General features: G+C 70.6%; 28 protein-coding genes and 1 pseudogene. 12 read left to right on the top strand and 17 right to left on the bottom strand.

The annotated features are described in order from the left end of the window. Positions 1–180: 180 nt before the first annotated feature. On the bottom strand, positions 181–1,092 hold the full coding sequence (locus HD597_RS19190) for a DMT family transporter (RefSeq protein ID WP_253744035.1): 912 nt from the start codon (positions 1,090–1,092) through the stop codon (positions 181–183). 71 nt (positions 1,093–1,163) lie between these two features. Between HD597_RS19190 and HD597_RS19195 the strand changes: the two genes are divergently transcribed. After that, positions 1,164–2,084 (top strand): LysR family transcriptional regulator, encoded by a 921-nt coding sequence (locus HD597_RS19195; protein WP_253744036.1) that lies wholly within the window; start codon positions 1,164–1,166, stop codon positions 2,082–2,084. Positions 2,085–2,170: 86 nt separating this feature from the next. Here HD597_RS19195 and HD597_RS19200 read toward each other — a convergent pair whose 3' ends face one another. After that, positions 2,171–2,722, bottom strand: coding sequence for a GNAT family N-acetyltransferase (locus tag HD597_RS19200; RefSeq protein ID WP_253744037.1), 552 nt, complete (start codon positions 2,720–2,722; stop codon positions 2,171–2,173). A gap of 47 nt (positions 2,723–2,769) precedes the next feature. Then, positions 2,770–3,276, bottom strand: coding sequence for an Lrp/AsnC family transcriptional regulator (locus HD597_RS19205; RefSeq protein ID WP_253744038.1), 507 nt, complete (start codon positions 3,274–3,276; stop codon positions 2,770–2,772). Positions 3,277–3,372: 96 nt separating this feature from the next. Between HD597_RS19205 and HD597_RS19210 the strand changes: the two genes are divergently transcribed. Together HD597_RS19210 and HD597_RS19215 are read left to right on the top strand one after the other, a co-directional pair. Then, positions 3,373–4,704 (top strand): O-acetylhomoserine aminocarboxypropyltransferase/cysteine synthase family protein, encoded by a 1,332-nt coding sequence (locus tag HD597_RS19210; RefSeq protein WP_253744039.1) that lies wholly within the window; start codon positions 3,373–3,375, stop codon positions 4,702–4,704. Next, positions 4,701–6,215 carry an aldehyde dehydrogenase gene (locus HD597_RS19215; protein ID WP_253744040.1) on the top strand — a complete coding sequence of 505 codons (1,515 nt, stop codon included), beginning with the start codon at positions 4,701–4,703 and terminating at the stop codon, positions 6,213–6,215. The genes HD597_RS19210 and HD597_RS19215 overlap by 4 nt, the downstream gene beginning before the upstream one ends. A 517-nt stretch (positions 6,216–6,732) precedes the next feature. Here HD597_RS19215 and HD597_RS19220 read toward each other — a convergent pair. From HD597_RS19220 to HD597_RS66755, 3 genes and pseudogenes are all read right to left on the bottom strand, one after another. Beyond that, positions 6,733–7,248 (bottom strand): NACHT domain-containing protein, encoded by a 516-nt coding sequence (locus HD597_RS19220; RefSeq protein ID WP_308210967.1) that lies wholly within the window; start codon positions 7,246–7,248, stop codon positions 6,733–6,735. Further along, positions 7,221–8,123, bottom strand: a pseudogene (locus HD597_RS19225) (transposase). Before HD597_RS19225 ends, HD597_RS19220 begins: the two are co-directional and overlap by 28 nt. Positions 8,124–8,176: 53 nt before the next feature. Beyond that, positions 8,177–8,764, bottom strand: a complete 588-nt coding sequence (locus HD597_RS66755; RefSeq protein ID WP_372513376.1) for a peptidoglycan-binding domain-containing protein — start codon at positions 8,762–8,764, stop codon at positions 8,177–8,179. Between the two features lie 767 nt (positions 8,765–9,531). Between HD597_RS66755 and HD597_RS64595 the strand changes: the two genes are divergently transcribed. Beyond that, positions 9,532–9,663, top strand: a complete 132-nt coding sequence (locus tag HD597_RS64595) for a hypothetical protein (protein WP_276082955.1) — start codon at positions 9,532–9,534, stop codon at positions 9,661–9,663. 23 nt (positions 9,664–9,686) lie between these two features. Here HD597_RS64595 and HD597_RS64600 read toward each other — a convergent pair whose 3' ends face one another. Both HD597_RS64600 and HD597_RS19235 read right to left on the bottom strand, forming a co-directional pair. Next, on the bottom strand, positions 9,687–10,019 hold the full coding sequence (locus tag HD597_RS64600; RefSeq protein ID WP_308210660.1) for a MerR family transcriptional regulator: 333 nt from the start codon (positions 10,017–10,019) through the stop codon (positions 9,687–9,689). A gap of 34 nt (positions 10,020–10,053) precedes the next feature. Further along, complete coding sequence (locus tag HD597_RS19235) at positions 10,054–10,644, bottom strand: TetR/AcrR family transcriptional regulator (RefSeq protein ID WP_253744041.1); 591 nt, start codon at positions 10,642–10,644, stop codon at positions 10,054–10,056. A gap of 93 nt (positions 10,645–10,737) precedes the next feature. On the opposite strand from HD597_RS19235, the gene HD597_RS19240 reads away from it, so the two are divergent. From HD597_RS19240 to HD597_RS64605, 3 genes are all read left to right on the top strand, one after another. Continuing rightward, on the top strand, positions 10,738–11,175 hold the full coding sequence (locus HD597_RS19240; RefSeq protein WP_253744042.1) for a nuclear transport factor 2 family protein: 438 nt from the start codon (positions 10,738–10,740) through the stop codon (positions 11,173–11,175). Then, positions 11,168–11,959, top strand: a complete 792-nt coding sequence (locus HD597_RS19245; RefSeq protein ID WP_308210661.1) for an NmrA family NAD(P)-binding protein — start codon at positions 11,168–11,170, stop codon at positions 11,957–11,959. The genes HD597_RS19240 and HD597_RS19245 overlap by 8 nt, the downstream gene beginning before the upstream one ends. 207 nt (positions 11,960–12,166) lie before the next feature. Continuing rightward, on the top strand, positions 12,167–12,292 hold the full coding sequence (locus tag HD597_RS64605; protein ID WP_276082956.1) for a hypothetical protein: 126 nt from the start codon (positions 12,167–12,169) through the stop codon (positions 12,290–12,292). Between the two features lie 123 nt (positions 12,293–12,415). Here the strand turns inward: HD597_RS64605 and HD597_RS19250 are convergent, their stop codons facing one another. Together HD597_RS19250 and HD597_RS19255 are read right to left on the bottom strand one after the other, a co-directional pair. Then, positions 12,416–12,868 (bottom strand): peptidase inhibitor family I36 protein, encoded by a 453-nt coding sequence (locus HD597_RS19250; protein WP_253744044.1) that lies wholly within the window; start codon positions 12,866–12,868, stop codon positions 12,416–12,418. A gap of 113 nt (positions 12,869–12,981) precedes the next feature. Further along, positions 12,982–14,436, bottom strand: a complete 1,455-nt coding sequence (locus HD597_RS19255) for an FAD-binding oxidoreductase (protein ID WP_253744045.1) — start codon at positions 14,434–14,436, stop codon at positions 12,982–12,984. Between the two features lie 557 nt (positions 14,437–14,993). Between HD597_RS19255 and HD597_RS19260 the strand changes: the two genes are divergently transcribed. Continuing rightward, the gene (locus HD597_RS19260; RefSeq protein ID WP_253744046.1) at positions 14,994–15,446 is read left to right on the top strand and encodes an erythromycin esterase family protein; all 453 of its coding nucleotides are present in this window, start codon (positions 14,994–14,996) and stop codon (positions 15,444–15,446) included. A 69-nt stretch (positions 15,447–15,515) separates the two neighbouring features. Beyond that, on the top strand, positions 15,516–16,646 hold the full coding sequence (locus HD597_RS19265) for a helix-turn-helix transcriptional regulator (protein WP_253744047.1): 1,131 nt from the start codon (positions 15,516–15,518) through the stop codon (positions 16,644–16,646). A 39-nt stretch (positions 16,647–16,685) separates the two neighbouring features. Here the strand turns inward: HD597_RS19265 and HD597_RS19270 are convergent, their stop codons facing one another. Beyond that, positions 16,686–17,531 (bottom strand): IS5 family transposase, encoded by an 846-nt coding sequence (locus HD597_RS19270; protein WP_253744048.1) that lies wholly within the window; start codon positions 17,529–17,531, stop codon positions 16,686–16,688. A 428-nt stretch (positions 17,532–17,959) separates the two neighbouring features. Here HD597_RS19270 and HD597_RS19275 point away from each other — a divergent pair, with 428 nt between their 5' ends. Both HD597_RS19275 and HD597_RS19280 read left to right on the top strand, forming a co-directional pair. Further along, entirely contained in the window at positions 17,960–18,442 is a 483-nt protein-coding gene (locus HD597_RS19275; protein ID WP_253744049.1) for an MmyB family transcriptional regulator, read from the top strand. Positions 18,443–18,813: 371 nt separating this feature from the next. Beyond that, entirely contained in the window at positions 18,814–18,993 is a 180-nt protein-coding gene (locus HD597_RS19280) for a hypothetical protein (protein ID WP_253744050.1), read from the top strand. Positions 18,994–19,052: 59 nt separating this feature from the next. Here the strand turns inward: HD597_RS19280 and HD597_RS19285 are convergent, their stop codons facing one another. Both HD597_RS19285 and HD597_RS19290 read right to left on the bottom strand, forming a co-directional pair. Further along, on the bottom strand, positions 19,053–20,855 hold the full coding sequence (locus HD597_RS19285; protein WP_253744051.1) for an ABC transporter ATP-binding protein: 1,803 nt from the start codon (positions 20,853–20,855) through the stop codon (positions 19,053–19,055). Then, the gene (locus HD597_RS19290) at positions 20,852–21,376 is read right to left on the bottom strand and encodes a TlpA family protein disulfide reductase (RefSeq protein WP_253744052.1); all 525 of its coding nucleotides are present in this window, start codon (positions 21,374–21,376) and stop codon (positions 20,852–20,854) included. Before HD597_RS19290 ends, HD597_RS19285 begins: the two co-directional genes overlap by 4 nt. A gap of 180 nt (positions 21,377–21,556) precedes the next feature. On the opposite strand from HD597_RS19290, the gene HD597_RS19295 reads away from it, so the two are divergent. Then, positions 21,557–21,868: a hypothetical protein gene (locus HD597_RS19295; protein ID WP_253744053.1), complete on the top strand. Its 312-nt coding sequence runs from the start codon at positions 21,557–21,559 to the stop codon at positions 21,866–21,868. A gap of 34 nt (positions 21,869–21,902) precedes the next feature. On the opposite strand, the gene HD597_RS19300 is transcribed toward HD597_RS19295, so the two are convergent. Genes HD597_RS19300 through HD597_RS19315 form a run of 4 tightly spaced genes read right to left on the bottom strand, consistent with a single transcriptional unit; the run spans position 21,903 to position 25,601 of the window. Then, positions 21,903–23,495 (bottom strand): ABC transporter permease, encoded by a 1,593-nt coding sequence (locus HD597_RS19300; protein ID WP_253744054.1) that lies wholly within the window; start codon positions 23,493–23,495, stop codon positions 21,903–21,905. After that, entirely contained in the window at positions 23,495–24,382 is an 888-nt protein-coding gene (locus HD597_RS19305) for an ABC transporter ATP-binding protein (RefSeq protein ID WP_253744055.1), read from the bottom strand. The genes HD597_RS19300 and HD597_RS19305 overlap by 1 nt, the downstream gene beginning before the upstream one ends. Continuing rightward, positions 24,379–25,005 carry a TetR/AcrR family transcriptional regulator gene (locus HD597_RS19310; protein ID WP_253744056.1) on the bottom strand — a complete coding sequence of 209 codons (627 nt, stop codon included), beginning with the start codon at positions 25,003–25,005 and terminating at the stop codon, positions 24,379–24,381. The genes HD597_RS19305 and HD597_RS19310 overlap by 4 nt, the downstream gene beginning before the upstream one ends. Positions 25,006–25,064: 59 nt before the next feature. Further along, on the bottom strand, positions 25,065–25,601 hold the full coding sequence (locus HD597_RS19315) for a hypothetical protein (protein ID WP_253744057.1): 537 nt from the start codon (positions 25,599–25,601) through the stop codon (positions 25,065–25,067). Between the last annotated feature and the right edge of the window lie 291 nt (positions 25,602–25,892).

A 25,892-nucleotide genomic window follows, 5' to 3' on the forward strand; every position in this document is an offset into this window, starting at 1 on the left:
GACGCCGACCGGCGCGCCCTGATGCCGTTGGTGAACAGCATGGCGAACAGCGCCAGCTCCGCGAGCGTGGCCACCAGTTCGTCCCCGGGCCGCAGCGGCACCATGCCGAGCACGATACCGTTCCTGATCGCCGAGGCGAGGGCGTCCAACATCGGCAGCGCCGCCACTCTGGTCGGCCCTCTAAGGAGAAGCGGCTACGCGGCCCTGGTCCTTGATCTCACTCAAGCTGGTCGAGCTGGGCTTGCGGCTGATGAAGACGCCTGTGAGGATCATCAGGCCACCGAGCAGCGCAGCCGCGTGGATGCTCTCGCCGAGGGCTGCCCAGGCGATGCCGATCGCCAGGCACGGCACGAGGTAGAGCGTGTTGGCGGCTGTGGCTACCGGCAGGCGGGCCTGGGCGTAGGCCCAGGTGATGAAGCCGAGTGCGCTGGGCGCGACGCCGAGAAAGAGCAGGGCCGCGAACGCCTCGCCGGAAGCCCGCGGTATGTCGCTGATCAGGGCGGGCAGCAGCGGCAACGACAGGGCAGTGCCCGACCAGACGGCGTACGAGGTGACCTCGACTCCGGAGTATCGGGCCAGCAGAGGCTTCTGCAGGACGAAGAAGGACGCTTGGGCGACGGCCGCGCCGAGCACGAGACCCGCGTCCAGGCTTGGCGTCAGGCCGCCACCTTGTACCAAGGTGATGACGGCGGCACCCGCGAACCCGAGAGCCAGGCCGGCGATGCTTCGCCGGTTCAACGGCTCTCGCAGCACGATGAGGGCGAGCACGGCGGCGACGATGGGGGCGGTGTTGACCAGCAAGCTCGCGGTACCGGCCGGCACGCTGCGCTCACCGGCGTTGAGCAGCAGCTGGTAGGCGGTCATTCCGGTCAGGCCGCAGCCGACGATGCGGGGGAGGTCGGCCCGGGCGGGCCAACGGACGCGCAGCAGCGGGGCGACCACCACGAGGACCAGAGAAGCCACCAGAAGCCGGCCCACTGACAGGCCGGCCACGCCGAAGCCAGGCAGAGCCATCCGGATGGCCACGAAGGCCGCGGACCACAACAGCACGGTGACGGCCACGGCGGCGGTCAAACGTCGATCACGGATCACGGCCCCAGCCTGCCGCTACGCTTGCATAAGCGCCAGTAACAACTTTTCCGGCACCCATGTAGCATCGCTTCATGCTAGATGTGCGCCGCCTGCGAGTGCTGCTCGCGGTGGCCGAACACGGCGGCATCGCTGCCGCCGCACGAGCTTTGACGTTCACCCCGCCTGCGGTGTCGCAGCACATCGCCGCCCTGGAGCGGCAGGTAGGCATGCTTCTGGTCGACCGCAGTGGGCGTACCGCCCGCCTGACCGCCGCTGGGGATCGGCTGGCCGGTCACGCGCGTCGTGTCTTGGCGGATCTGGAGGCCGCAGAGGCCGACCTGGCCTCGCTCGACGGGGACCTCCGCGGGACGCTCGTTGTGGGCGCCATCGCCACGCTGGGCCGGACGCTGCTGCCCGCCACGCTGACCGCGCTGCGCACCACGGCGCCCGAGGTGGATCTGCGTCTGGAGGAGTGCGAACCTGAAGACGGTATTCCTGCCCTGATGAGAGGCGAGCTCGATGTGGTGCTGGCCGGTGAGTACGGCCTGACGCCGCAACGGCCGCAGGCGCACATCGACCGCATCGACCTGTTCGTCGAGCCGCTGGTGATCGCGGTAGCGCGCGATCATCCCCTCCAGGGGCCCGAGGTCGAGCTGGCGCACCTGCGTGACGAGCGCTGGATAGCCCCGGCCGCGGGGAGTTCCTGCGAGACGATGCTGCGGCGTAGCTGCGCCCTGGCCGGGTTCGAGCCGCACGTCGTGGCGCACAGCGGCGACTTCGCGGTGGCCGCCGCCCTGGCCGGTGCGGGTCATGGCATCACGCTCCTGCCTGCCATCGCCACGTCTCCCAGCCTGGGGGACGCCGCCGGTGTCAGACTGATCGGTGTCCACCAGCCGGGCATGCACCGCACGCTCTATGCCGCCATCCGCCAGGGCGCTCGCCGGCATCCGCTGGTCGGCTGTGTCCTGGACGCCTTGACGACCAGCGCGGATACGCTGCCCCGCACCCGGTAGCGAAGCCTCGACGGTCCCGCCGAACGGCTTGGACGGGGGTCGCCGCCGGTGGCGCGGGGGCTGTCAGATCGGCGGGCCGTCGCCGCTCACCGGCCGATTCCCCGCCATTCGGTAGCCAGGACGGCCCAGAGCTGCTTGTCGTAACGCACGCCCTCGTACGGCCAGGACTCGCGTCGCACTCCCTCCAGCGTCATGCCGAGCCGCCGGGCCACCGCTGAGCTGCGGTCGTTGTCGGCCCGGCAGTGCCACTCGGCCCGGTGCAGCCCTCGGGACGTGAACGCCCAGTCCAGCAGCGCGCCACACGCCTGGGTGATCAGACCGTGGCCCTCGGCGGACGGCTCCAGCCAGCAGCCGATCTCGCACGAGCCGGCAGCGGCATCGAAGGCCGTGAACATCACCCCGCCGACCAGCAGCTCATCCCGCCAGATGCCGTACAGGCGGGCGCCGTCGGCGGCCTGGCGCTCGGCGTACCGCTTGAGCGTGGCCCGCGCGCCGTCCACGTCGTCGGTGATGAACGCGGGGCCGACCCAGGGACGGATGTGCTCGCGGGCGCGGTCCAGATGATCGGCGAAGGCCTCGCCGTGCCAGACCTCCAGCGGCCCGAGATGAGCACCGTCGCGCAGCGGCAGCGAGAACATGAGAAGCACTCCATTCACTTGACCATTTGTTACTGTGCTCGCGCCGGTCATCGTTCGGCCGATGGGGCGGATCTCGGTTCGAGCAGGAGCGCCTTGAGGTCGACGTCGGACGGGCTCACCACATCGGACAGGACGAGAAGGGTCGTGGTGCGTCCGATGCCGGTAAGGCTGTCGATCAGCTCTTCGAGATGGGCCGGGTTCCGGGCGGCCACCTCGATGACGTAGCAGTCGTCGCCGGTGACGTGCACGCAATTGAGCACATGACCGAGGGCGAGCAGCTTCTCGCGCAGCCCGTGAGCGCGGGCGTTGGGCTGGTGGGGGCGCAGCCGTACCTGCGCGCGCAGCGGGAGGCCGAGGCGGGCCGGGTCGATCCGGGCCGCGTAGCCGGCGATCACTCCGCTGGTCTCCAGCTTGCGGAGGCGGTCGGCGACAGAGGGCCGGCTGAGACCGACCTCGCGCGCGAGATCGGTCAGGCTCGCGCGGCCGTCCTTGGCGAGCCGGGCCAGCAGCGCGAGGTCGGTCGCATCCAGATCGCCCCGTTCTCCCATCTCCATCGCTGACTTCCTTTCGACGGCCGTTGAGCTATCATTGCCTTCTTTCTGTAGAAATCATAGCGAAAGATCCTTTGTTTGGGAGGATATCGACCCGCTATGGTCTTCCTTGTGAAGGGCAGCGAATGGGACGTGCAGACGCGGTTGCTGGCCGCCGGCCATGCCGTCCGGACAGGGCCGGCGATCCGGCCAGTGGTCTCACCGGTGTACGAGACGGCCTCCTTCGAACTGCCGGGCGTGGCCGAGGCGGCAGCGCTCTACGGTGAGGACGGGCTTGGCGAGGCGTTCACCTACAGCCGCTACGGCAACCCCACCTGTGCCGAGCTGGAGCGGCGGGTCAGCGCCCTGGAAGAGGGCGTTGGCACGGTCGCGACCGGCTCCGGCATGGCCGCGATCGCGCTGAGCGTGCTGAACCTGTGTCAGGCAGGCGACAATCTGGTCTGCTCCTCGGACGTGTACGGCAGCACTCATACGCTGTTCGCCCACACCCTGCGCCGCTGGGGCATCGAGACCCGGTTCGTCGACGGGCGCGATCCGCAGGCGTTCGCGAGCGCCGCGGACCGATCCACCCGTGCGCTGTACGGCGAGACGATGCCGAACCCGTCCTTGCGCACGTTCCCGATCCGGCAGGTCGCCGACGTCGCCGACCGGCTGGGCGTACCGCTGATCGTCGACAACACCTGCGCGCCGGTGCTGTGCCGCCCCGGCCGGCACGGCGCCGCCGTGGTGGTCCATTCGGCCACCAAGTACATCGGCGGTCACGGCACCGCCCTCGGCGGGGTCATCGTTGACACGGGCCGCTTCGCCTGGGGTGCCGCCGGCGCGCGGCTGCCGCTGCTCACCGAACCCGATCCCGCCTATCGAGGGCAGGTGTGGACCGCGCTCGCCGGCGCCACGAACTCCAGCGCGTACCTCGTACGACTGCGACGGACGCTCATGCGCGACCTCGGGCCCGCTCTCGCCGCCTCGGCGGCGAGCCGGCTGGTGCAGGGCATCCAGACGTTGCCGCTGAGGATGACCCGCCATTGTGACACCGCCGGCCTGATCGCCGCGCACCTGGACGGCCACCCGGCGCTGCGCCGCGTCAACCACCCGTCCTTGCACAGCGGTGACGACGCACGGCGTGCCCGGCGCTATCTCGGCGCCCGGGGCGGGCTCATCGGTCTCGAGCTGGCCGGCGGCCACGAGGCGGCCGCCGCGTTCGTGTCACGCCTGCGGATCGTGCGCCACGTGGTCAACCTCGGCGACGTCCGAACCCTGGTCACCCACCCGGCCGGGACCACGCACTCCCAGCTCAGCGCTGAGGAACTGACCTCGCTCGGCATCTCCCCGGGCTATGTACGGCTGTCGGTCGGACTCGAGGACCCGGCCGACCTGATCCACGACCTCACCCAGGCACTCGACTCCATCACCCTCCCGGAGCAACCATGACCGGCCCCATGCACACCAAGCCGACGGACACGATGCAGGCAGCACTCGCATCCCTCCGCCTGCACGGCACGCCCTTCATCGACGGCGTGCGGACCTCCTCCCAGGAAGGCGCCACTTTCGCCGACCACAGCCCGATCGACGGTCGGCTCCTGCTCGAGGTCAGCGCCTGCGACGCCGCGGACGTCGACGTCGCGGTGCGAGCCGCCCGGCGGGCCTTCGACGACGGCCGCTGGCGCGACCAGCCTCCGAGGGCGCGCAAGCGGGTGCTCCTGGCCTGGGCCGATCTCCTGGAGGCACACGCTGAGGAGCTTGCGCTGACCGAGTCGCTGGACGTGGGCAAGCCCATCACCGACGCCCGTACGATCGACGTTCCCGCCGCCGTCAGGACCGTCCGCTGGTACGCCGAGGCGATCGACAAGGTGTACGGCGAGACCGCGCCCACCGGCAGCGACGTACTGGCGACCGTCACCCGCGAGCCCATCGGGGTGGTCGGCTGCGTGACCCCCTGGAACTTTCCCCTGTACATGGCCTGCCTGAAGCTCGCGCCCGCTCTGGCCGCCGGCTGCTCCGTCGTGCTCAAGCCCGCCGAGCAGTCACCCCTCACCGCGCTGCGCGCCGCCGAACTCGCCGTCGAGGCCGGCCTGCCCTCCGGCGTGCTCAACGTCGTCCCCGGGTTCGGCGAGACCGCCGGGCAGGCCCTCGGCCGTCACCCTGACGTGGACGCGCTGGCCTTCACCGGCTCCACCGAGGTCGGCAAGCTCTTCCTGCGCTACTCCGGCGAGAGCAACATGAAACGAGTCAGCCTCGAATGCGGCGGCAAGACACCGCACATCGTCATGGCGGACGCCCAGGACCTCCAGGCCATCGCGCGAGCCGTGACGTGGGGGATCTTCCTCAACGCCGGCCAGGTGTGTAACGCCGGCTCCCGCCTCCTGGTCGACCGGCGCGTCAAGCACGAACTGCTCGAACACATCACCGCCCAGGCCGGCGCCATCCGGCTCGGCGACCCTCTCGACCCGGCGACCGAGCTCGGCGCCGTCATCGACCACGACAGCAGGGATCGCATCCTCGCCCGGGTGCGTGAGGCCCAGAACGCCGGCGGGCGCCTCGTGCTCGGCGGCGCCGCCGCCCGTGTGGAGACCGGCGGCGCCTACGTCGAGCCGACCATCGTCGACCACGTCGGCAACGACACCCGGCTCGCCCAGGAGGAGGTGTTCGGCCCGGTGCTGGCCGTCATCGACTTCGACGGCCCCGAACAGGCGGTCGAGCTCGCCAACGCGTCGGCCTACGGCCTCGCCGCCGCGCTCTGGACGCAGGACGTCGACGTGGCGCTCAACGCCGCCCGGCGACTGCGGAGCGGGACCGTGTGGATCAACAACTTCGACGACAGCGACATCACCACACCCTGGGGCGGGTTCCGGCAGTCCGGTATCGGCCGCGACAAGTCGCTCCACGCGCTCGACAAGTACATGGAGTTGAAGACCACCTGGATCAGCATCAGACATCAATGACTCTGGTAAGTGGCGGGCTGCCCAAGGCACCCGCGAGCATGTTGCGAGAGCCCAGGGTGTCGGGGTGGTCGCCGCCCAGCACCCGCTCGCAGTCAGCCGGCGTGGCCTCTGTACAACCCAACGGATGATCCTCACCCCTTGGAATCAATCGTCTCTAGGTGGTCGCGCCAGGCGGTGACCTCTCGGGGGAGGGTGACGGCGCAGAGGCGGTCGTGCCCGAAGGGGCCCCGGTAGTAGCCGCAGCGATGGTCCAGGCATCCTGTCCGCCACTGGACGTGCCTTACCTGCCTGACAAGATCATCGGGCTCCGACCTGCGGGAGAGGTCAACAACCCGAGATAACCATCGGAACCGCCGGTGGCGACAACCCGAGCCCCGACGGCTCGCTAACGCCACTGGCGGCCGGTCGCCCTCCCCTTGGATACCCCGCCTTGGCCGCCTGCAGGGCGACCACCTCGGCGAGGACCGCGGCGAACGGCGATCATGCTCGTTTGGGGCTCATGACACATTTCTTACCGTCACCCCAGGTAGGCGGCGGCGACGGGTGGGGTGAGCGCGACGGGGGCGATGACGGCCGCGCCCGTCACCACATCTCCGGCAGAGGTGACCGCGGCGGCGAATTCGGTGGTGCGGCTGGTCAGGATCAGCTGATCACGTTGGGTGAGACAGTCGTTCAACGCGCGGATGACCTGGGCGCGGGCCGGGGCGGGCAGTTCGTCCGGGCCGTCGAGGACGGGCAGGATGTGCCCCTGCTCGGCGAGTGCGCGGGGGGCGGCGTCGCCGCCGTACTCGGCGGCGCGCAGCGTCGGGTAGGTGGTGGTCAGCTGGGCCGCCAGCCATTCGTCCAGGCGCCGGTGGCAGGTGGTGTCCCAGCCGGCGAGGGAGAGCATGACAGGGACCGGTTCGTCGCTGCCGCGGCCGGCGAGCAGTTCCAGCAGCAGTTGCACGGCCAGGGTGGTCTTGCCGGTACCGGGGCCGCCGGTGATGACCAGGCGGCCGGGTTCGCCTAGGGCGCGTATTGGGTCGTGATCAATGAGTGGGTCGGGAGGTCCCTGATCCTGATCATCGAGGCGCGTAGGTGGAGGCCGGCGAGATGGCTGCCGGGCGTCTTGTCATACCGAGTGGCGATGCCTCGCCAGGCCTTCAGCTTGTTGATCAGACGCTCGACGGTGTTCCGCTCGGTGTAGAGGCCGGCGTCGTGACCGACGGCCGGCCGCCCCGGGAACCCTTCTTCTGCGGGGACGGCCCACGGGACCCGGGATCCGGACCTTCCTCAGTACCGGGATGAACTGCGGGCTGTCGGCCGCCTGCCCGGCGGTCAAGACGAACGCCGGCGGGCGACATTGACGGTCTGCGACTAGATGGATCTTGCTCGTCTGCCCGCCCCGGGAACGACCGAGCAGGGCGGACTTCAGCCGCAGTCTCCAGCGGCGCCGAAGGCATCGCCGTTTGTCCTCTTCCGTGCCCGCTTCGGCCCCTGGCCGGTTCTGTTCTTCGAGGTCGCCCCCTTTGACCTGGCCTTGTCTTCCCTGGCAGCGGCCTTCTCCAAGGCGGCGAGCACGTCGTGGCTCAGGTGCATCCCGGCCGCGTCGTGGTGCGTACGCACCGTGGTGGAATCGACGCCGACCAGCGACAGATCCACCCCTCCTCACTTGGCGGCCTCAGCGATCAAGCCCTCCAGCAGAGCCTCCAACACGCCGGGGTCACGCCACTGACGGAAGCGATCGGAGACCGCCGGCCAGGCGCCGAACTCGGCCGGCATCTCCCGCCACTGAGCACCGGCCCGAAACCACCAGACCACGCCTTCGAACTGCTGGCGCAGACGCTCGGGGTAAGGCCCGTGCTCACCGATCGGCAGGTAGGGCCTGACGAACTCCCATTCTTGGTCTGTCAGTTGCGCTCGCGTCACACGCGAAGGTCTACCGGTCTAGAACCCGCCGCGAAGGGACATTCATATGTTGATCACGATCCAATACGCGCCCTGACGCCGCCGGATGGTGTTCCATATTTCTCTGCCCCGCCGCCGGGGCGACGGCTCCGCCGAGCCAGGCCGCGAGCACCACGGCGACGAGGGCGGCGAGCACGGTGGACACGAACCTGAGCATGATCACTTCTCGGGGTGTTAGGAGGCCGGACGAGCGCGGGCCACGTCTTCGGTCCGATCACGCCGTCCACCTTCAGGCCGGCGTGCCGCTGGAAGGAGCGGATCGCGTCCTCCAGCGGGGCGCCGAACACGGTGTCGTCGATCCCGCTGCCCACGCCGAAGCCGCGGGCGTGCAGCAGGTAGAGACGGTCTTGACGTCCCACCGGGTCGGGTCGTTGGGGTCCTTGCCGTCGCCGCGCCGCAGCGTGGGCAGCTCCTTCATCATCGTCTCCGTCCAGGTGAGTGCCGGAGCGGCGGGTGGCTTCGGCGACGCAGGTCACGGAACTGCCCGGCCGGCGCCCTGAGCGTGGTCGCCGCGCTCGACGATCCCGACCTCCATGAACTGGGGTTCCGGCCTGCGAACGGTGGCGGCCTCGCGCTTCACACAAGGAGCGCTGAACCACCATCGAACCCCGCGGCCGGATCCTGACCCAGGGCGCCTGACATCCAAAGCTGGATGCGACCTCGGGCCAGACCCAGGAACGGGTGTCCGCTTCGGCGGCAGATCCTGCCTGCCAGTCCTGCCCCTGCCTGAGCTTCGAACAAGATCGCTAGAGTGGCTGGGTACGCCGACTCCGAGATGGCAGCGGCGCATGTCTTTGACCGACGCCATCGCGGTCCGCGCGCCGGACATCGCATCGGGGCGTGCTGAACCCATCGCCGTGCCCGAGCGCATGTAGCGGGTGGTTCAAGTGTGGCGCCGGACGGGGAGGTTCGAACTCTCCAGGCGTTCGGCCGGTTGGCCGCGACCGTGGCCGGCTCTGGACGATGGTACGTGGACACGACCGTTCACGCGGGCTGTTCAAGCGCCGGTCGGGACGGCTGGGGTGCAACGCGTCCTCGCGTGCCCAGGAGTCGAGGCGCTGGATGGCGGCGTGGTCAGGGCTGCCGGGTGGCGTGGTGATGAGCACGATGGCCTCTTGCTGGTCGTCCACGCTGGTCAGGGCCTGCCATTCCAGGCTGAAGCGGCCGGCGGCGGAATGATGGACGGTGCTGTGGCCGCACGGGTTAAGCCAGAACCGTGTGATCGCAGGCCACGCGCGCATCAGCAGCGGCATGGGCCGCCCTGTGGTCCGAGACCAGGCCGGGCGCTGCCCGCAGAGCACTTCGCAACCGCAGGCAGCCCGTTCTCTCCGATCTTTGATGGCCGCCGCCCCGACGTAGTGGAGACCAGATGCCGATTTATGTCGAACCGCCCGGCTACCAGCCCGGTGGACGCGACGGCGGGGGCTGGAACCGGTCATGCGCCGGCTGCACGGCCGTGCTGGGTTCGACCTTCTACCGTCACCGCATCCTGCTGCGGTGAAGATAACTCAACACCGTCACCGATTACGGGCCAGAGCCGTTCTTTCGGACAGTCCCTGTTGAGCACAGCTGGCGGAACGCGGAGTGTTTTCCGATGCAGTCAGAGTTGCCAACGAGCGGGACGAGAGTGAGGGACGCGGCCGGTGGGCATTGGATCTGTCCGCCACAAACATGCCGATCAGGGCGAGCCGGGTCAGGGCGCAGTCGTCGTGGAGGCGGTAGCCGCCCGCCGAACGGCCGGCGGGGCGGCAGCACGCCGCTGTCGGACCAGAACCTGATCGTCCGCGCCGGCAGTCCGGTCCGGCGGGCCAGCTCTCCGATCGTGTGAAGCGCGTCCGCAGATTGCCTGTCACTCACGATGGGGAGCCTGCACCTTCCACCGGCTGGAGAGTCAAGCCGCCGACATCGCCCGGATCATCATGTCGGTGAGCCCGTCCAGGTATCCAGGACGCGCCTCCACCCTCCGCACGCTGAGCCGCCAGTAGATCGGCGCGACCACCAGGTCGAGCACGAGCTCCAGATCGAGGTCCGCCGGCACCTCACCCCGCTCGATCGCCCGCTCGAACATCACCCTGCTCTGCTCGCGCCGCGGTGTGCAGACCATCGACTCGTTGACGTGGCCCAGCTCCGGATTGCGCGCCGCCTCGGCCGCCAGATCGGGCAGGATGCGGGAGAAGCGGGGGTGGACGTACAGCTCCATGATCGCGTCGAGGGCGGCGCGCAGGTCGCCGCGCAGCGAGCCGGTGTCCGGGACGGACGTCTCGGCTGCCAGGATCTCGGAGATCACGGACATCGCCATCTCCTCCTTGGACGCCCAGCGGCGGTACAGCGCGCTCTTGCCCACTCCCGCCCGTTTGGCCACGGCCTCCATGGACAGCCGCCCGTAGCCGTGCTCGGCCCATTCGTCGAGCACGGCTTCGGTGATGGCCTCGGTGACGGACGTCTGCAGGACGGCCGCCCCGGTGGGGGTGCGACGTGTCATGGGGTCAGTCTAGCGAGTGGACGGTACGGTCCCGTCTCGTGCTACGTTGTGGACGGGACGGAACCGTGCCGTCCAGACGTTAGGAGAATCCTCATGACCCCTCGTGAATTGGTCGATCATGCCCTTGAGATGCTGCTCGCCAAGGACATGGCGGCCTTCTCCCGGCTGTTCGCCGAGGACGGCGTGGTGGAGTTCCCGTTCGCGCCGCCCGGCTATCCGCCGCGGGTGGAAGGGGGTGCGGCGATCACCGCGTATATGAGCGGCTACCCCGGCCTCCTCGACATCCGCGAGTTCCCTGAGCAGACCGTGCACCAGAGCACGGACCCCGACGTGGTGATCGCCGAGTTCGAGGCGGCGGGCTTCGTGGTCGCCACCGGCAAGCCGTACCGGATGCGGTACGTCGCCGTCCTCACCGTGCGCGACGGCCGGATCCACCACTACCGCGACTACTGGAACCCCCTCGCCGCGGCCGAGGCGATGGGCGGCGCGCGGGAGCTGAACACGGCCTTCGGCGGTGACGGCGGTGAGTGAGGTCCTCGTCATCGGCGCGACCGGCACCACCGGCTCGCGGGTGGCCGCGTTCCTGCGCGAACGCGGCGTGCCCGTCAGGACGGCCGGTCGCGGCCAGGGGACGCACGTGCGTTTCGACTGGGCCGAGCGGGCCACCCACGCGCCCGCGCTGCGCGGCGTCTCGGCCGTCTATCTCGTCGCGCCCGCCGGGGTGGCGGATCCCGTGCCCCTGGTGGAGCCCTTCCTGGAGGAGGCGGTGCGTCAGGGGGTACGGCGGGTCGTGCAGCTCAGCTCCTCGGCCGTGCCGGAGGGCGCGGCGGGGCTCGGGGAGGTGCACCGGCTCGTCCGTACGGCGATGCCCGAGTGGGCGGTGTTGCGGCCCTCGTGGTTCATGCAGAACTTCACCGGCCGCACCCTCGCGGTGCGCGAGCGGGACGGGGATCTGCTGTCCGCGACCGGGGACGCCCGTGTGGCGTTCGTGGACGCGGCGGACATCGCCGCCGTCGCCGGCCACGCGCTGACCGACGAGGTCCCGCACAACACCGACCACATCCTGACCGGGCCTGAGGCGCTCAGCTACGACGACGTCGCGGCGGTCCTGTCGCGGCGGGAAGGAAAGCCCGTGCGCCATCGGGCCGTTTCGGTGGCGGAACTGGCCAGGCACTTCGCCGAGCGGGGCATGCCGGCCGACTATGCCAGGATGCTGGCCGCCTACGACGAGGCCATCCGCGACGGCTCGGAGGATCGGGTCACCGACGCCGTCGAACGCGTCACGGGCCGTCCGCCCCGCCGGTTCTCATGGTGAAAGACGTCAGAGATCCTTGAGGAACGTGGCCGCGACCGGGGCGGCGACCTTACCGCCGCGCTCCGCCCTCGACGACCTCGACGACCTCGACGACCACGACGACCACGACGACCACGACGACCACGACGACCACGACGAAGGCGACATCCCCCTTGAAGCTCATGAACCACGCGTGGGACTCCAGCTTCTCGCCGTGCCGTACTCGGCGTGTTTCCCCACTTGCGCCGGCTCGTCAGCCACCCACTGCCGACCGGTGAACGCTGCTGGTTCACCGATGGGCTGGACGTCATCCTCGACGGCATCCAGGCGCAGGGTCGGCGCCGCGACGCCTGAGGCTTTCGATGTCGTCTCGGGTCTCGCTGGCGCGGTCTGCTGGAAGGCGTGAAGGAGCCCGCCGCGCGCCAGCCTCACGACGGCGGGCGGCGGGCTTCCTGGTGCGACTTGCCGTTACGGCGGTCAGCAGGGGCCGAAGGAGCTGAGCTTGTCGTTGGTGTCGCTGCCGATGTTGGACGTGGAGCGCCCGGCCCCGACCGGGCCGACGACCAGGGTGCCGTTGTTCACGCGCCAGAACATCTTCTTCCTGAAGTTGGTGTCGGCGTAGATGCAGATGTCGCGGTTGGTGCGGTTCCAGAACGAGGTGGTGTGGTCGTTGATGTTGAAGCCGAACGGCGCGCTCGCCGTGCCGACGTTCGGGACGTTGGCGGCGCTGCCGAAGAACAGGCCGCGGTAGTTCGTGTCGCCGAAGATGCAGAACATGCCCGGCTTGCACAACGCCCGCTTGTCAGCGGCGACGGCGGCCCCGGCGGTGGTCGCTGCGGAGGCCGGCGTGGCGGTGGAGGTGGCGATGGCCATGGCGGCCAGCGTGGCCAGGGCGGGGGCGGCGAGCGAGCGGGCGACACGAGAGAACATAAGAGTGCTTTCCGTGAGTCTGGGGTTGTTCGGGAACGAAGGTAGGGAGCGGCCCGGGGGCCGCTCCGTGGCGAGATACGCGCTCGACCGCGAAGTGATCGAGGTCACGGCGGCTATAGGGAGGGCTCGACCGGATGGTTGGCCCTGATCACGTCGCCCGGGTCGTAGGTCTGCTTGATCCGCTGCAGCCGTCGCCGTACCTGGTCGGGCTCGAAGGCGAGCCCGTTGTCCGGCCGCCGTTCGGTGAAGTTGCGGTAGGACAGCGGCGCCCGCCAGGGAGCCAGGACGGTGGTGAGCGTGTCGAGGGCCGCGTGCACGGCGGCCGTGGAGGACGCGTCGAAGGTGAGGCCGCCGGAGAAGACGGCGAAGGCCGCGTCCAGCGAGGACACCGCGCCGCCGGGGAGGGCGGCGTCCGGGGCCAGGGCGCCGCCGAGGTGGCGGGCCTCGACCGTCAGCAGCGGTACGTCGGCGTCAGCGCCGGCCACGGCCAGCAGGGCCGCGAGTGTGTCGTCGGTGAGGGCGGCGAGCTGGAAGCCGTCACCGGCGGCCGGGGTGGGGCCGGGCGGGTCCAGGTGCAGCAGGTCGAGCCGGGACGGCGGCGTGGGCGCGAAGGTGTCGAGCTCGGGACCCAAATCCCGCAGCGGCGCGAGCAGCGCGTTGGCCGCCTCCTGGCTCAGCGGGCCGCCCTGGCCGAGCTGCGTCCCCTGGCCGAGCTGGGCGACTGCTTCGACGGCGACCAGCGAGCGGCCCCGGAAGGGCTCCGGGATGTCCTCCAGCGGCGGGAAGCGCAGCAGCCGTCCCAGCGACGTGACCGTGTCCGGCACGGTGGCGGTCCAGTCGCGCCACCGCCGCAGCACCTCCTCGGCCCGCCCGATCGGCCAGTACAGCGCGCCCGCGTACACCTCGGTAATGGGGAACAGGGCGAACTCCAGCTCGGTCACGACCGCGTACGCGCCCCCGCCGCCCCGGATCGCCCAGAACAGGTCGGGCTCGTGGCCAGCGTCCACACGCAGCACGCGGCCGTCGGCGGTCACCACGGTGGCACCGGTGACATGGTTGGCGGCCAGGCCGTGGGAGCGGGCGAACCAGGACAGGCCGCCGCCCAGGGTGTAGCCGACCACGCCGACGTCGGAGGCGGTGCCGGCGAGCCCGGCCAGGCCGTGCTTGGCGGCGGCCGCGCTCACCTCCGCCCACACCACCCCGGCTCCCACCCGGGCCAGTCGCCGCACGGGGTCGATGTGCACGTGCGCCATCTCGAACGTGCGCAGCAGGATGGTGTCGTGCAACGGTCCGAGCGGGGCGGCGTTGTGGCCGCTGGACTGCGGCGCGACGCGCAGGCCGCAGACGCGGGCCGTCTTCAGGGTGGCGGCCACGTCGGCGGCCGAGCGGGCCAGGACCACGGCGGCCGGGCGCTGGTCCACGGCCAGCTGCCAGGCCGCGCGGGCGGCGTCCCAGCCCGGGTCACCGGGCAGGACCAGCACCCCTTCGAGTCGCGAGCCCAGCGCCCGCAAGCCGCCGCCGCCACCGTCAGTGCCGAGGCCGGGGCCGGGAGCAGGAGTGATAGGCATCGTTCGTCCTCTTCGATCAGTGAGTCGTCGTCCTGATCGACGATGCCGGGGCGCGGCCGCCGATCCCATCCCACCCGCCGGGGGTGTTCAGGGCCGCCACCCCCCGCGGCTGCGGGATCGGTCAGGCGGGTGAGGAGCGGCGGATCGCCGTACCGGTGATTGAAGAGTCGACGCCGAATGCCTGGAGACATCCGCTGAGAAATTGCACCGAGAGATCAACGTTACGGTCGAAGGCATGGATGTCCACGACACGGCTCGGCCGCTGGACAGCGCGGGCGTATCGGTGTTCCTGCGCTCGCTCCCCGCCGAGCCTCTGCTCCTCGGCCTGACGAGGCCCGGCACTGCGTGGCGGAGCTGAACGAGGCGCCGTCCCGGCCAGAGGCGCTCACCGCGCTCCACGCCGTCCTGGACGGCCGCTCCCCTGCACGACGGAGACGCTCGACGCGCTACTGGGCCCGGACGAGCGGTGGTCGAACGAGGCCATGGCCATGGATCCGTCGCAGTAGATTGGCCAGTCCGCCGACGCCCAGCGGCTGCGGCTGATCGCCGACGACCTGGTGGCGCTGCTCGACACGCAGGCACCGGGGCTGAGCGCGAAGGACAGGGAGGAGGCGGAGCTGTACGGGCGCACCGCCGTCGGCCTGCTCCGCGACCACCACTGGCCGGCTGACGCCTCCCCCGGACGGTGGGGTCGGCTGTCGGCGCTGCGCGACGGGATGATGGCCGGCAACCTGCGGGCCGTCGCCGAGCAGGGCCCGGCCCTTATCCATGCCAGTAACCTGCACCTGCAGCGGAACAAGACCTTCATGTCGTTCGGTGACCAGACACTGGAGTGGTGGAGCGCGGGCGCGATCGGCGGAGCGCATTTGGGCGACCGGTACGCCTTCCGCGCCCAGGCCTTCGGCACGGTCGGCGACGACGTCCCGTCCCCGCTGGAACCGGCCCAGCTCGGCGAGATCGACGGCATCGTCTTCCTCAAGGAGGCCGTCAGGCTGAAGAAGCCGGCCTGACAGGCGTACCGGCCCACCCCCCTCGAACGGGGGATGGGAGCCCGGGGGACGGCGTGCGACCATGGCGGCATGGGCACCATCGGGGGGTTGGCCGGCGTGCGCGCGTGCGCCGGTGAGCAGGCGCTGGAAGTGTCGGGCAAGGGGTCGGAGGTGTTCGCGGCGGCCGCGCGCCGCCTGCGCCGCGTGGTCCTCTACGACGCGGCGGCCTGGATCGGCACCGACCCGGCGACCGTCCTGCCGACCTCGCCCATGCGCGTGGAGAACATCGGCCAGGAGCACTGCGAGGCGTACTGGCGGCGTGAGTACGGCGCGCACGACGTGCTGACCTTCCGCGACATCGCCCGCTCGGCCTCCCCAGTGGCGACGCTGCGGCAGGCCACCGCCGGCAACGTGGGCAGGAGCGTGCGCTTCCGGGAGTTCATGCGCCCGCTGGGATACACCGACAACCTGCGCGCCGCCTTCCGCATCGGCGCGGGCGTGTGGGGAGTGGTGGACCTGTTCCGCTCCGGCGACCGGCCGCCCTTCGACGAGCGCGACCTGCGGCACGTGGCCGGGCTGGGGCCGGAGATCGCGCCGAGCCTGGCCGGGCTGGCCGTCGCCGTCAGGCAGGAGGGCGGGACGTCAGGCGCTCTCGACGCGCCGGGAACGGCGCTGTTCGACGCCGACGACCGGGTGGTCTTCGCCGACGCCCAGGCCGAGCACTGGTTCGCCGAGCTGGGCGGCTCCCCTTGGCTGCCCCTGACGGTCAGCCTGCGGACGGGAGCCGTCACCTCGGTGGTGGCGCGGGCCAGAGCCGTGGCCGCCGAGCGGGAGTCCGGCCCCGCCGTCATCCGGGTGCGCGGCGGGAGCGGGCGCTGGGTCAGCATCCACGCCTCGGTGCTGCAGAACGGCCGGGGCCAGGCGGGGCCGGTCTCGGTGGTGTTCGAACCGGCGACGGCGACGCAGATCGTCCCCATCATCGTCGAGGCGTACGCGCTGACGCCGCGCGAGCGCGAGGTGACCGAGTGCGTGGCGCGCGGGCACACCACCGCGGAGATCGCCGCGCGGCTGCGGCTGTCGTCGCACACGGTGCGCGACCATCTTAAGGCGATCTTCACCAAGGTGGACGTCAGCAGCCGCGGCGAGCTGGTGGCGAGGTTGTTCGGCGAGCACGCGAACCCCCTCCTGCACGCCCCCGACGCCGACATCGCGCACGTCTGAGAGGGCGTCTGAAGAGCGAAGCTTGTGGTTGATTGCCGGTTATGCGTATCGCCAGTTTGGGGTGGTTTCGCCGGTTATGCGTCGGGTGAGGTTGTCGATGGAGGCTAGGCGGATCATGGCTGTGGCGTGGTCGGGTCGTGTCCCGTAGTCGCGGGCGAGCCGGCGGTGGAGCATGAGCCAGCCCAGGGTGCGTTCGACGACCCAGCGGCGTTTGACGACGTGGAAGCCCGGCTGATGAGCGCGCCGTGGGACCACTTCGACGTCGATACCGAGGCGGGCGCCGTGTTCGATGGCGGCGTTCTTGAAGCCTGTGTCCACCCAGGCCTTGGTGATCGTGGGTAGGTGGCTGGCCTGGGTGAGCAGGGTTTGGCCGATGGCGTTGTCGGACAGGTCGGCGGCGGCGACAGTTGTGGCCAGGAGCAGGCCGAGGGTGTCGGTCAGGATGCCGCGTTTGCGGCCGACGATCTTCTTGGCCGCGTCGATGCCCTGGGTGTCGAGGGGGACGTTGGTGGAGGTCTTGACGCTCTGGCTGTCGATGACGCAGGCGCTGGGCTCGGGGTTGCGTCCTTCCCTGGTGCGCGCCAGGCCGGTCAGCTCGATGCCTAACTGCTCGAAGATGCCTTCCCTGGCCCAGGCGGAGAAGTAGTAGTACACGGTCGTGCGGGGCGGGAAGTCGTGGGGCAGGTACTTCCAGGCGATGCCGGTGCGGTTGACGTAGAGGATGGCGTCGAAGATGTCCCGCAGGCTGGTCGACGGGTCGGCGACGGTGATCCCGGCCCGCGCGCGAGCCTGCATGCGTGCGGCTCGCCAGGCGCTCAGGGTCGGCTCGAGTAACGCCCAGCGGGCGTCGGACAGATCCGAGGGGTAGGGGCGGCGTGCAGTCATAGCCCTCGTGTAGCAGCTGTCGCCGTAGAAGGCTCGCACCTGTCGGGTTGGGCGATTGTCGGGCATCCCGAGATCGGACGGGCAGGATGTGTCTCATCAGGCAAAATGCCAGCTCGATAGCCCTTGCTCGGACGGGCCCTACGTGGCGAAAGCCCATCAATCCCAACATCTGGGGCCAGGCCGAAATCAGCACGAACCCCGACAATCAATCACTAGATGCCCACTCACGCCCAGGCCGGCCCCCCGGGACCACGTCGCATGACGGCCGAGGCTCCTGCGCATGACCACAGTCCCGGCGAGCGGGTCTGGGCTCGGCGCCGCCCCCGGCCGCGCAACGTGGTTTGGCTGATCGCCACAGGCGACCGTCGGCTCACCGGAGCACCGCCGATGGGCATGAGCTGAAGGAAGAGGGCCTCGGTTCCGTTTCCATGGCAGAGGAAGCCGGCCCCGCAGCCCCCCTCCAACGTCTGCCGGGTCGGGCTCCATCTGCCCACCACCCTCACCGACAGCGCGCTGAGCAGGAAGGACCCGGGGTTCCAAGGAACGCTTTTCCCCGGAAGTTCGCCCTGGACATCCTGGCCTGGAACCGGCTCGGCGCCGCCCTGCTCGGCGACCTGGCCGCCCTGCCACCGCAGCACCGTAACTATGTTCGCATGCTCTTCCTCGACCCCCATGTCCGCGCCCTGCAAGACGACTGGTCCGCCCGCGCCCGCGAAGCCGTCTCCAGCCTGCGCATGGCCGCCGGCACCTTCGACCTCGACTGGCAAGCCCTGGCCAACGTCGAGGATCACGAACAGATCATCGCCCTCATCACCACCCACCCCGACAGCCCCGACCACGCCGCCATCCGCCGGCTCGCCTCATGGGCCAGCAAACAGGGCCTGCAACCGAGCCACTCGGCCGGCTGCTGAGAATGCCGCCGGCCTCAAATGATGGTGATGCGGGTCGAAGAAGCCCTCTGAACGGCATGTTCTCCGACAGCAGGGTGCTGGTCGGGGGAACTCGCCCGCTGAAGAACCGTTCATGATCACCGGAATCAAGAGTGTCGCCGCGACCCGCGAGGGCCTGGCGGCTCGATCGGCCGGGCGTGTGGCTCTCCGGCCGGAACCGGCCGCCGCCGGCCAGGATCACCACAGCAATGCGACGATCTTCAAACACCCTCACATGCGGAAGACGGGGCTAGGGGCACGCGATCGGCGGGCTAGCGCTGCCAGGAAGTCTTGGCCTCGTGTGATCTCCGCCCGGTGGGCGGGGAGCCGATCCCTGGAGAAGAGGAATGGGCATGACGTCCGTCTTTGGAAGGCTGAGCGACCGGCTGCTGGCGATGATCGTCCCGCAGGAGAACGCGGCCGCCGTGGAGTGTTACTACATCTACAAGTGCATCTACCCGATCAGACTGCGCGCCCGCTGCTGTGACGGCAGCTGCGCCCCGTACGTGATCATCAGCGAGAACGGCTGCTGACGATCGAGAACGCCGCTCCTGCCCACCCATGCGGGCGGGCAGGAGCGGCGCCGTCGTTGTCAGGAGCGAGCCGCCTCCTGGTAGCCACTGGCCTGGAGCCGGAACAGCCTGGCGTAGCCGCGTCCCGACGCCATGAGCTGCTCGTGCGTCCCCGACTCGACGATGACGCCGTCCTCCAGGACGGCGATCAGGTCCGCGTCCCTCACGGTGTTGAGCCGGTGCGAGATGAGCAGGCTCGTGGCCCCGTCCCCCTGGCGGCGGATGCGGCCGTGGACGTCGGCCTCGGCCTCGGGGTCCAGCCCGGCGGAGGCCTCGTCGAGGATCATGAGATCGCGGCGGCCCCGGAACATCGCCCTGGCCAGGGCCACGCGCTGCCACTGGCCGCCCGAGAGCACGACGCCGGTCTCCGGGTCGTCCTTGTCGTCCTCGCTGAAGAACATCCGCGTGAGCATGGTGTCGTAGCCCCGTGGCAGCGCGGAGAGCTTGCCGTCGATGCCGGCCTCCCTGGCCGCGCCCTGGACGCGAGCCTCGTCCCCCCGGGCGGCGACGAAGCCGATGGAGATGTTGTCGGCGGCGGACAGGTCGTACGCCATGTGGTCCTGGAAGACGCCGCTGACGCGCTGCCGCAGATGGTCGGGGTGGAGGTGGCGGAGGTCGACGCCGTCCCAGGTGATGCTGCCGTGCTGCGGGTCGTAGAACCGGCACAGCAGCTTGACCAGCGTGCTCTTGCCGGCGCCGTTCAGGCCGACGACGGCGACGGCCGCGCCGGCCGGGATGAACAGGTTGAGCCCGCGCAGGATCCACGGATGGTCGTCGCTGTAGCGGAACCAGACGTCGTTGAGCCGGATGCCGTCGCGCAGCCGCGGCATGGGGGCGGGCGCGGCGGGGACCGGCAGGTCGGGCTCGGCCTGGATGACGGTGACGCTGTGGCCGAACATGATGAGGTCCTGGTGGAGCCCGGCGATGCCGGAGACCAGCCCGTTGAGCGCGTTCTGGACGGCGGCGACGGCCGCGATCAGCAGGGACACGTCGCCGGCGCTCAGCGCGCCGGAGCCGGCCGCGATCACCGCCCAGACGAGCCCGCCACCGGCGACCAGCGCGCCCAGGAGCGTCAGCAGGCCCTCGACGGAGAGCTCGCGCAGGTCCATGCGGCGGTGGGCGTCGTTGGTGGTACGCAGCTCGCCCATCATGCGGTCGCGCAGGAACCGGCCGCTGTTGAAGAGCCGGATCTCCTTGGCCGCCTCGATGGTGCCGAGCAGGTTGCCGTAGAAGAGCTGGCGCCGCTCGGCCGGGCTGGTCTCCCACAACATCGCCATGCGGCGGCGCGACAGCCGGAGCTGCGCCACCAGGGCGGGAGCTCCGGTGGCCAGCACGATGCCGGTCAGGCCCGGGCTGATGACCAGGAGCGATCCGGCCATCCCCACGAGGGTGACGAGCGACTGGACGACCCTGAACGACCCAGTGACGATGCCCTGCCCCGTCTGCATGCCGTTCTGGGCCAGCCGCAGCCTGTCGTGGAAGACCGGGTCCTCGAACGGGCGCAGGCCGGCGAAGCGCAGGGTGGCGGTGAAGAGCTGGGCGGTCGTGTGCGCGGTGAAGAGCCGGCCGATCTGGCTGCCGAGATACCGGCTGACCTGCGGCAGGGCCGCGACCAGCACCCCGGCGCCGGCCAGGCCGGCCGCGAGGGCCGGCAGCCCGGTCGCGGGGACGTCGCCCACCAGGCTGTCGACGACCGCCTTGGTCAGCCAGGCCACGGCGATCGGCGCGAGCGCCTCGGCCAGCATGACCAGGACGTAGAGAAGTGTCAGGCCGGGGGCCGTGCGGATGGCCGTCCCCGCCGCGACGCGAGCGGCGGCGATCATGTGCCTGCGGCGACGGGCATGACGTGGTCGCTGGAGACCACCGTCCCGTCCGCGCCGATCCGGAGGACGGTCGGGTAGCCGCTGACCTTGAACGCCGACTGCACGGGCCCGCCGGGCGTCTCGTGGACGACCCGCGCCACCTGGGCGAGCTGGTCGACGTACGCCTCCGAGGGTTCGCCGGGCTCGGCGGCGACCACGGCGAGTACCGCGTCGTGAGTCCGGCGGGCGTGCTCGACGAACCGCGGCAGCAGCTTCTCGCACGGCTCGCAGCCCACCGAGAAGAAGCCGACCAGGGCCGGGCCGCCGAGCAACTCGGCGGAGATCGGCTCGCCGCCGGTGGTGGTGGCGGCGAAGTCCGGGAGCCTGTCACCTCGTACGAGCCCTTCGCCGCGCATCGGGTCGGCATGGGCGGCGGGCTGTGCGGCCTGATGGCGCAACCGCCGGATCACGCCCACGGTCAGCAGCAGATTCACCATGCACAGCAGACCGACCAGCACGACCGCGGCGACCAGGTACGGCATGACACACTCCCCGACGTTTGCATGAACCCACGACGAGGGATGCTCCCCGATCCTCCTAGCGCGTCCCTAGCGCGCGGCTGGCCTCCGGCTCCGGCCCTGAAGATCTCCGAGATCAGCTCCACGCCGTCCTGACCGGCCTCCCCCCGCCCGACACGGCCGACAGCGCGCTGGGACCAGATCATGGACTTCATCCGGCTGCCGGCCACCCGCTTGTTCCTGACCCTGCTCGCTGAAGCCGTGGAGACCGGCTCCCCGATCCGCGAACACTACGCACGCCTGCACACGGCGCTGCGGCAGGGGGTGCGGGCCCGGGTCCCGGAGCACGCGACGCCCTCGGACGCCACTCCGGAGGCGCTCACGGTCCTGCTCGTGGGGGACCGTCAGCACAGTGGCGGGTGGCGCCCGAGGCGGTCGCCCTCGACGCCGTCCAGGCCACGATCCGCGCCCTGCTGCGCCCGAGCCTCGGCCTCGCCTGATGTCGGCCTCGCCTGATGTCGGCGTAGCCGTGGACTCGGGCATCAGGTCTTCAGGCGGTGGGCATCAGGTCGCGGCGGCGCAGGAACGCCAGCCCCGCCGCAGTCAGGGTGATCGCCACCACGGTCAGCCCCAGCAGTGGCGCTGCCGGTGACGAGGCGCTGCCCAGTAGCGTCGCCGGCACGTGCACGAACGGCGAAAGGTCGAGGATGATCCCGGTGGCCAGCTTGAACTCCGCCAGCAGATCCACGACCAGGAAGAGGCCGAGCGCGGTCCAGCTCACGGCAGCCGCCAGTCGTGGCAGCAGGCCGGACAGCAGTGTGGCGATCCCGACCACCGTCCAGACCGCGGGCAGGTAGGCGAGCGTGGCCCCGGTGACGCGGGCCAGGTCGCCGTCGAAGGTGAGCCCCGCCGCAGCGCCCAGCACGGTCAACAGCAGCACCGGGCTCACGACGGCGAACACCAGATGGCTCAGCGCCCAGCGCAGCCGGCCAACGGGGGTGGACAACAGCAGCTCGGCCCGGCCCGCCGACTCCTCCGCGCGGGCGCGCAGCGCCGACACCAGCGCCGCCCCCGCGACGAGCTGGCTGAGCACGTACATCACAAAGGTGAAGAACACATCCGAGAGCCGGGCTTCGGCGCCACCGAGGGTGGCGGCCAGCTCCCGGAACTGCGGCGTGTCCAGCTGGGCGTTCAGCCCGCGGGCCGCGACGCCGAGCAGGGCGCCCAACGCTCCGAAACCGACCGCGAAACCCGCCAGGGTGCCGCGGTGCAGGCGAGCGGACAGGCCGAACGCGCCCGGCAACGTTCCCTCGGCAGGTCCGAGGCGGACGGAGATCAGGCCGCCCGCCACGTCCCGCCGCGTGGACAGCGTGAACGCGACCGCTGCCAGGGCGGCGGCGAACACCGCGATGAGCCCCAGCACCCACCACTGGTCCCCGGCGTAGGGCCTGGTCAACCGGACCCAGCCGAACGGCGTCAGCCACGCCAGCCAGCCGATGCCGCCGGTGTCGGCCAGCGAGCGCAGCGCGAACAGCAGGCCGCCGATGGCGATCGCGATGCCGCGCGCCGTACCGGAGGATGCGGTGAGCTGCCCGGTGACGGCGGCCACGGCCGCGAACGCCCAGCCGCCCGCGGCGGTGGACAGCCCGAACAGCAGCGAGGAACCCGTGGGCAGCCCGCCCGCGACCAGGGCGGGCACCGACAGCAGACCGTGCAGCAGGTTGGCGGCCAGCACGACCGCGAGCGCGGCGGCCAGCGGAGCGTGGCGGCCGATGACACCTGAGGCCAGCAGTTCCCGCCGTCCGGTCTCCTCCTCGACACGGGTGTGCCTGATCATCAGCAGGATGCTGATCAGCCCGCCGATCAGCGCCAGAGAGGAGCCGAGCGTCCATGCGGTCAGGCCGCCGACGCTCGTGTCGTAGATGGGGCCGCGCATGGCCAGCTGCGCGGGATTGCTCGCCGAGGCCGCCGCGAAGGAGTCGCGGGCGGCCTGGTCGGCGTACAGATCAGTGGTGGCGGAGGCGATGCTTGCCGGAAGCAGCGCGGTGATCGCGATCCACACGGGCAGCAGCACGCGGTCCCTGCGCAGGATGAGCCGGATCAGTGTCCCTGTGCCGGTCATGGTGCCGGTGGTGCCGGTCATCAGGCGGCTCCCTCGTAGTGGCGCAGGAACAGCTCTTCCAGTGTCGGTGGCTGCGTGGTCAGGCTGCGTACGCCCGCCCGGGCCAGCTCGGCGAGCACCGGGGTGAGCGCGTCGCCGTCCACCTGGCAGCGCAGCCGGGCACCGTCCACGGTCAAGCCGTGCACGCCGGGCAGGGCGCCAAGGCCCGGCGTCGGTCCGATCAGCTCGGCGGTGACCGAGGTGCGGGTGAGGTGGCGCAGGTCGGCCAGGCTGCCGGACTCGACGGTGCGTCCGGCGCGGATGATGCTGACGCGGTCGCACAACGTCTCCACCTCCGACAGGATGTGGCTGGACAGCAGCACGGTGCGGCCGTCGCGCTTCTCCTTCAGGACGCAGTCGTTGAAGACCGCCTCCATGAGGGGGTCGAGGCCGGAGGTGGGCTCGTCCAGGATCAGCAGCTCCACGTCGGAGGCGAACGCGGCCACCAGCGCGACCTTCTGCCGGTTGCCCTTGGAGTAGGTGCGGCATTTCTTGCGCGGGTCGAGCTCGAAGCGCTCCAGCAGCTCGGCGCGGCGTTTCGGGTCGAGGCCGCCGCGTACCCTGCCCAGCAGGTCGATGACCTCGCCGCCGGTCAGCGACGGCCACAGGGTGACGTCGCCGGGCACGTAGGCGAGCCGCCGGTGCAACTCGGTGGCATCGCGCCAGGGGTCGCCACCGAGTAATGCGATCCGGCCGCCGTCGGCGCGCATCTGCCCCAGCAGGATGCGGATCGTGGTGGTCTTGCCCGCGCCGTTGGGGCCGAGGAAGCCGTGCACCTCGCCCGTCTTGACGGTGAGGTCGAGCCCGTCCAGGGCCCTGACCTGGCCGAAGGTCTTGACCAGGCCGTCGGCGTGCACTGCGGCGTTCATTGGTGTCCCTCAAGTTTCTCCAGGCCCGTCCGCGCCTGGTCGAACAGTTCGCGGCCGAGGAATTCGGGCCGGATCAGGTCGAGCTGGGCCTTGCCGACGCGCAGCGCGCCCTGCGGGTCGTACAAATCCGTGCCCAGCGCGCGGGAGACGTGCTCGTGCAGCACCGTGATGCCCAGTTTCATCGCCGTCAGCACGGTCGCGCGGGCGCGGTGATCGGCCTCGGCCTGCTCGTCGTCGGAGAGATGCTCCTCCGTCACGCTGACGAGTTCGTCGAACATGGCGGCGGCCGCGGGAGAGCCGTCCACGAGGGCGCGGCCGAGGTACTTCATCAGCGGCGGCGCGGTCCGGTGGACGTTCTCGATGAATTCCGGCTTGTCCAGGCCGCGGTCGGTGACGCCCGCGGTGGCCTGGTCGCGCAGGTAGCCGAGGACGTACTCGTCGCACGCGTGTCTGAGTGCCTCCTTGGTGCCGAAGTGGTGCTGCACCAGGCCCGGCGAGACCTTGGCGGCCTCGGCGATCCCGCGGATCGTGGTGGCCTTGACCCCCTGCTCCGCGAACAACGCCATCGCCGCGTCGCGGATGCGGGCACGCGTCGTCAGATCCTCTTCAGTGATTGGTCGCACGTCCAGCATTCTATACAAACGTATTGCAGACCATGCAAGCGTGCAGCGCTGGAGAGACCCTAGGCGTGGCGGCGGCGCCGATAGTAGGCGTAGGCCAGGGCGAGCACGATCGGGCCCCACAGGTTCAGCGGGCTGACGCATGCCGTGGCCAGGATCTCCCACCAGACGTTCTCGTAAGCGACCTGGTCAACGACCCCGACCCACTGGAGCACCGTCTGTACCGGCAGCATCGACAAGATCGCACCCCCGGCCACCGCGGGGATGATCGCGGCCATCGGCCGTACGCGCCGCCCCCCGAGGAACGGGATCCAATTCGGGACGACCTCTCCCCACCGGCGCACGAGGCCGATGCACAGCAAGGCCGCCAGCTCCGACAACACGCTGAGCCCGAAGACGTACGGGATGGTGATCCACAATGGCGATACCGGCGCGTCGTCGAGCTGACCCATTTCGAAGTGAAAGGCGAACGGCAGCCTCCACAGACACGAAGGAAGCAGCAGCCAGGGAAGCGCGTAGGCGGCACGCAGCGCCCAGCGTGGGACGGGCCGTTCGGTGTCGCTGGCGGCCGGAGCCTTGTGCAGCGAGTTGATCGTCATTGTTCTACCTCCAGGACTGTCTGGATGACTAGCCGACGTGTATTCGATCTCGGTGATTCATCTGGCCGTCGGAGGCCGGGCCGGCCGTCGGCGGTGAGACCGGCCGGCAGCCATCTCTCCCGCGTCCGCTTCTGCCGCCCCGCGCCCTGCCCGAGTGCTCCGTAGACGGCGCTTGACAGCAGCACGCCGGACACCGGTTTCCGTACCATCGCCGCCTCCTGGCCTCTGGAATCAGGACCCAGACTGCGCTCGCGTGGCGAGGAAGACATCTGCCGATCGGCTGATTCGCCG

This window comes from Nonomuraea thailandensis (assembly GCF_024172165.1).
Classification (GTDB): Bacteria; Actinomycetota; Actinomycetes; order Streptosporangiales; family Streptosporangiaceae; genus Nonomuraea; species Nonomuraea thailandensis.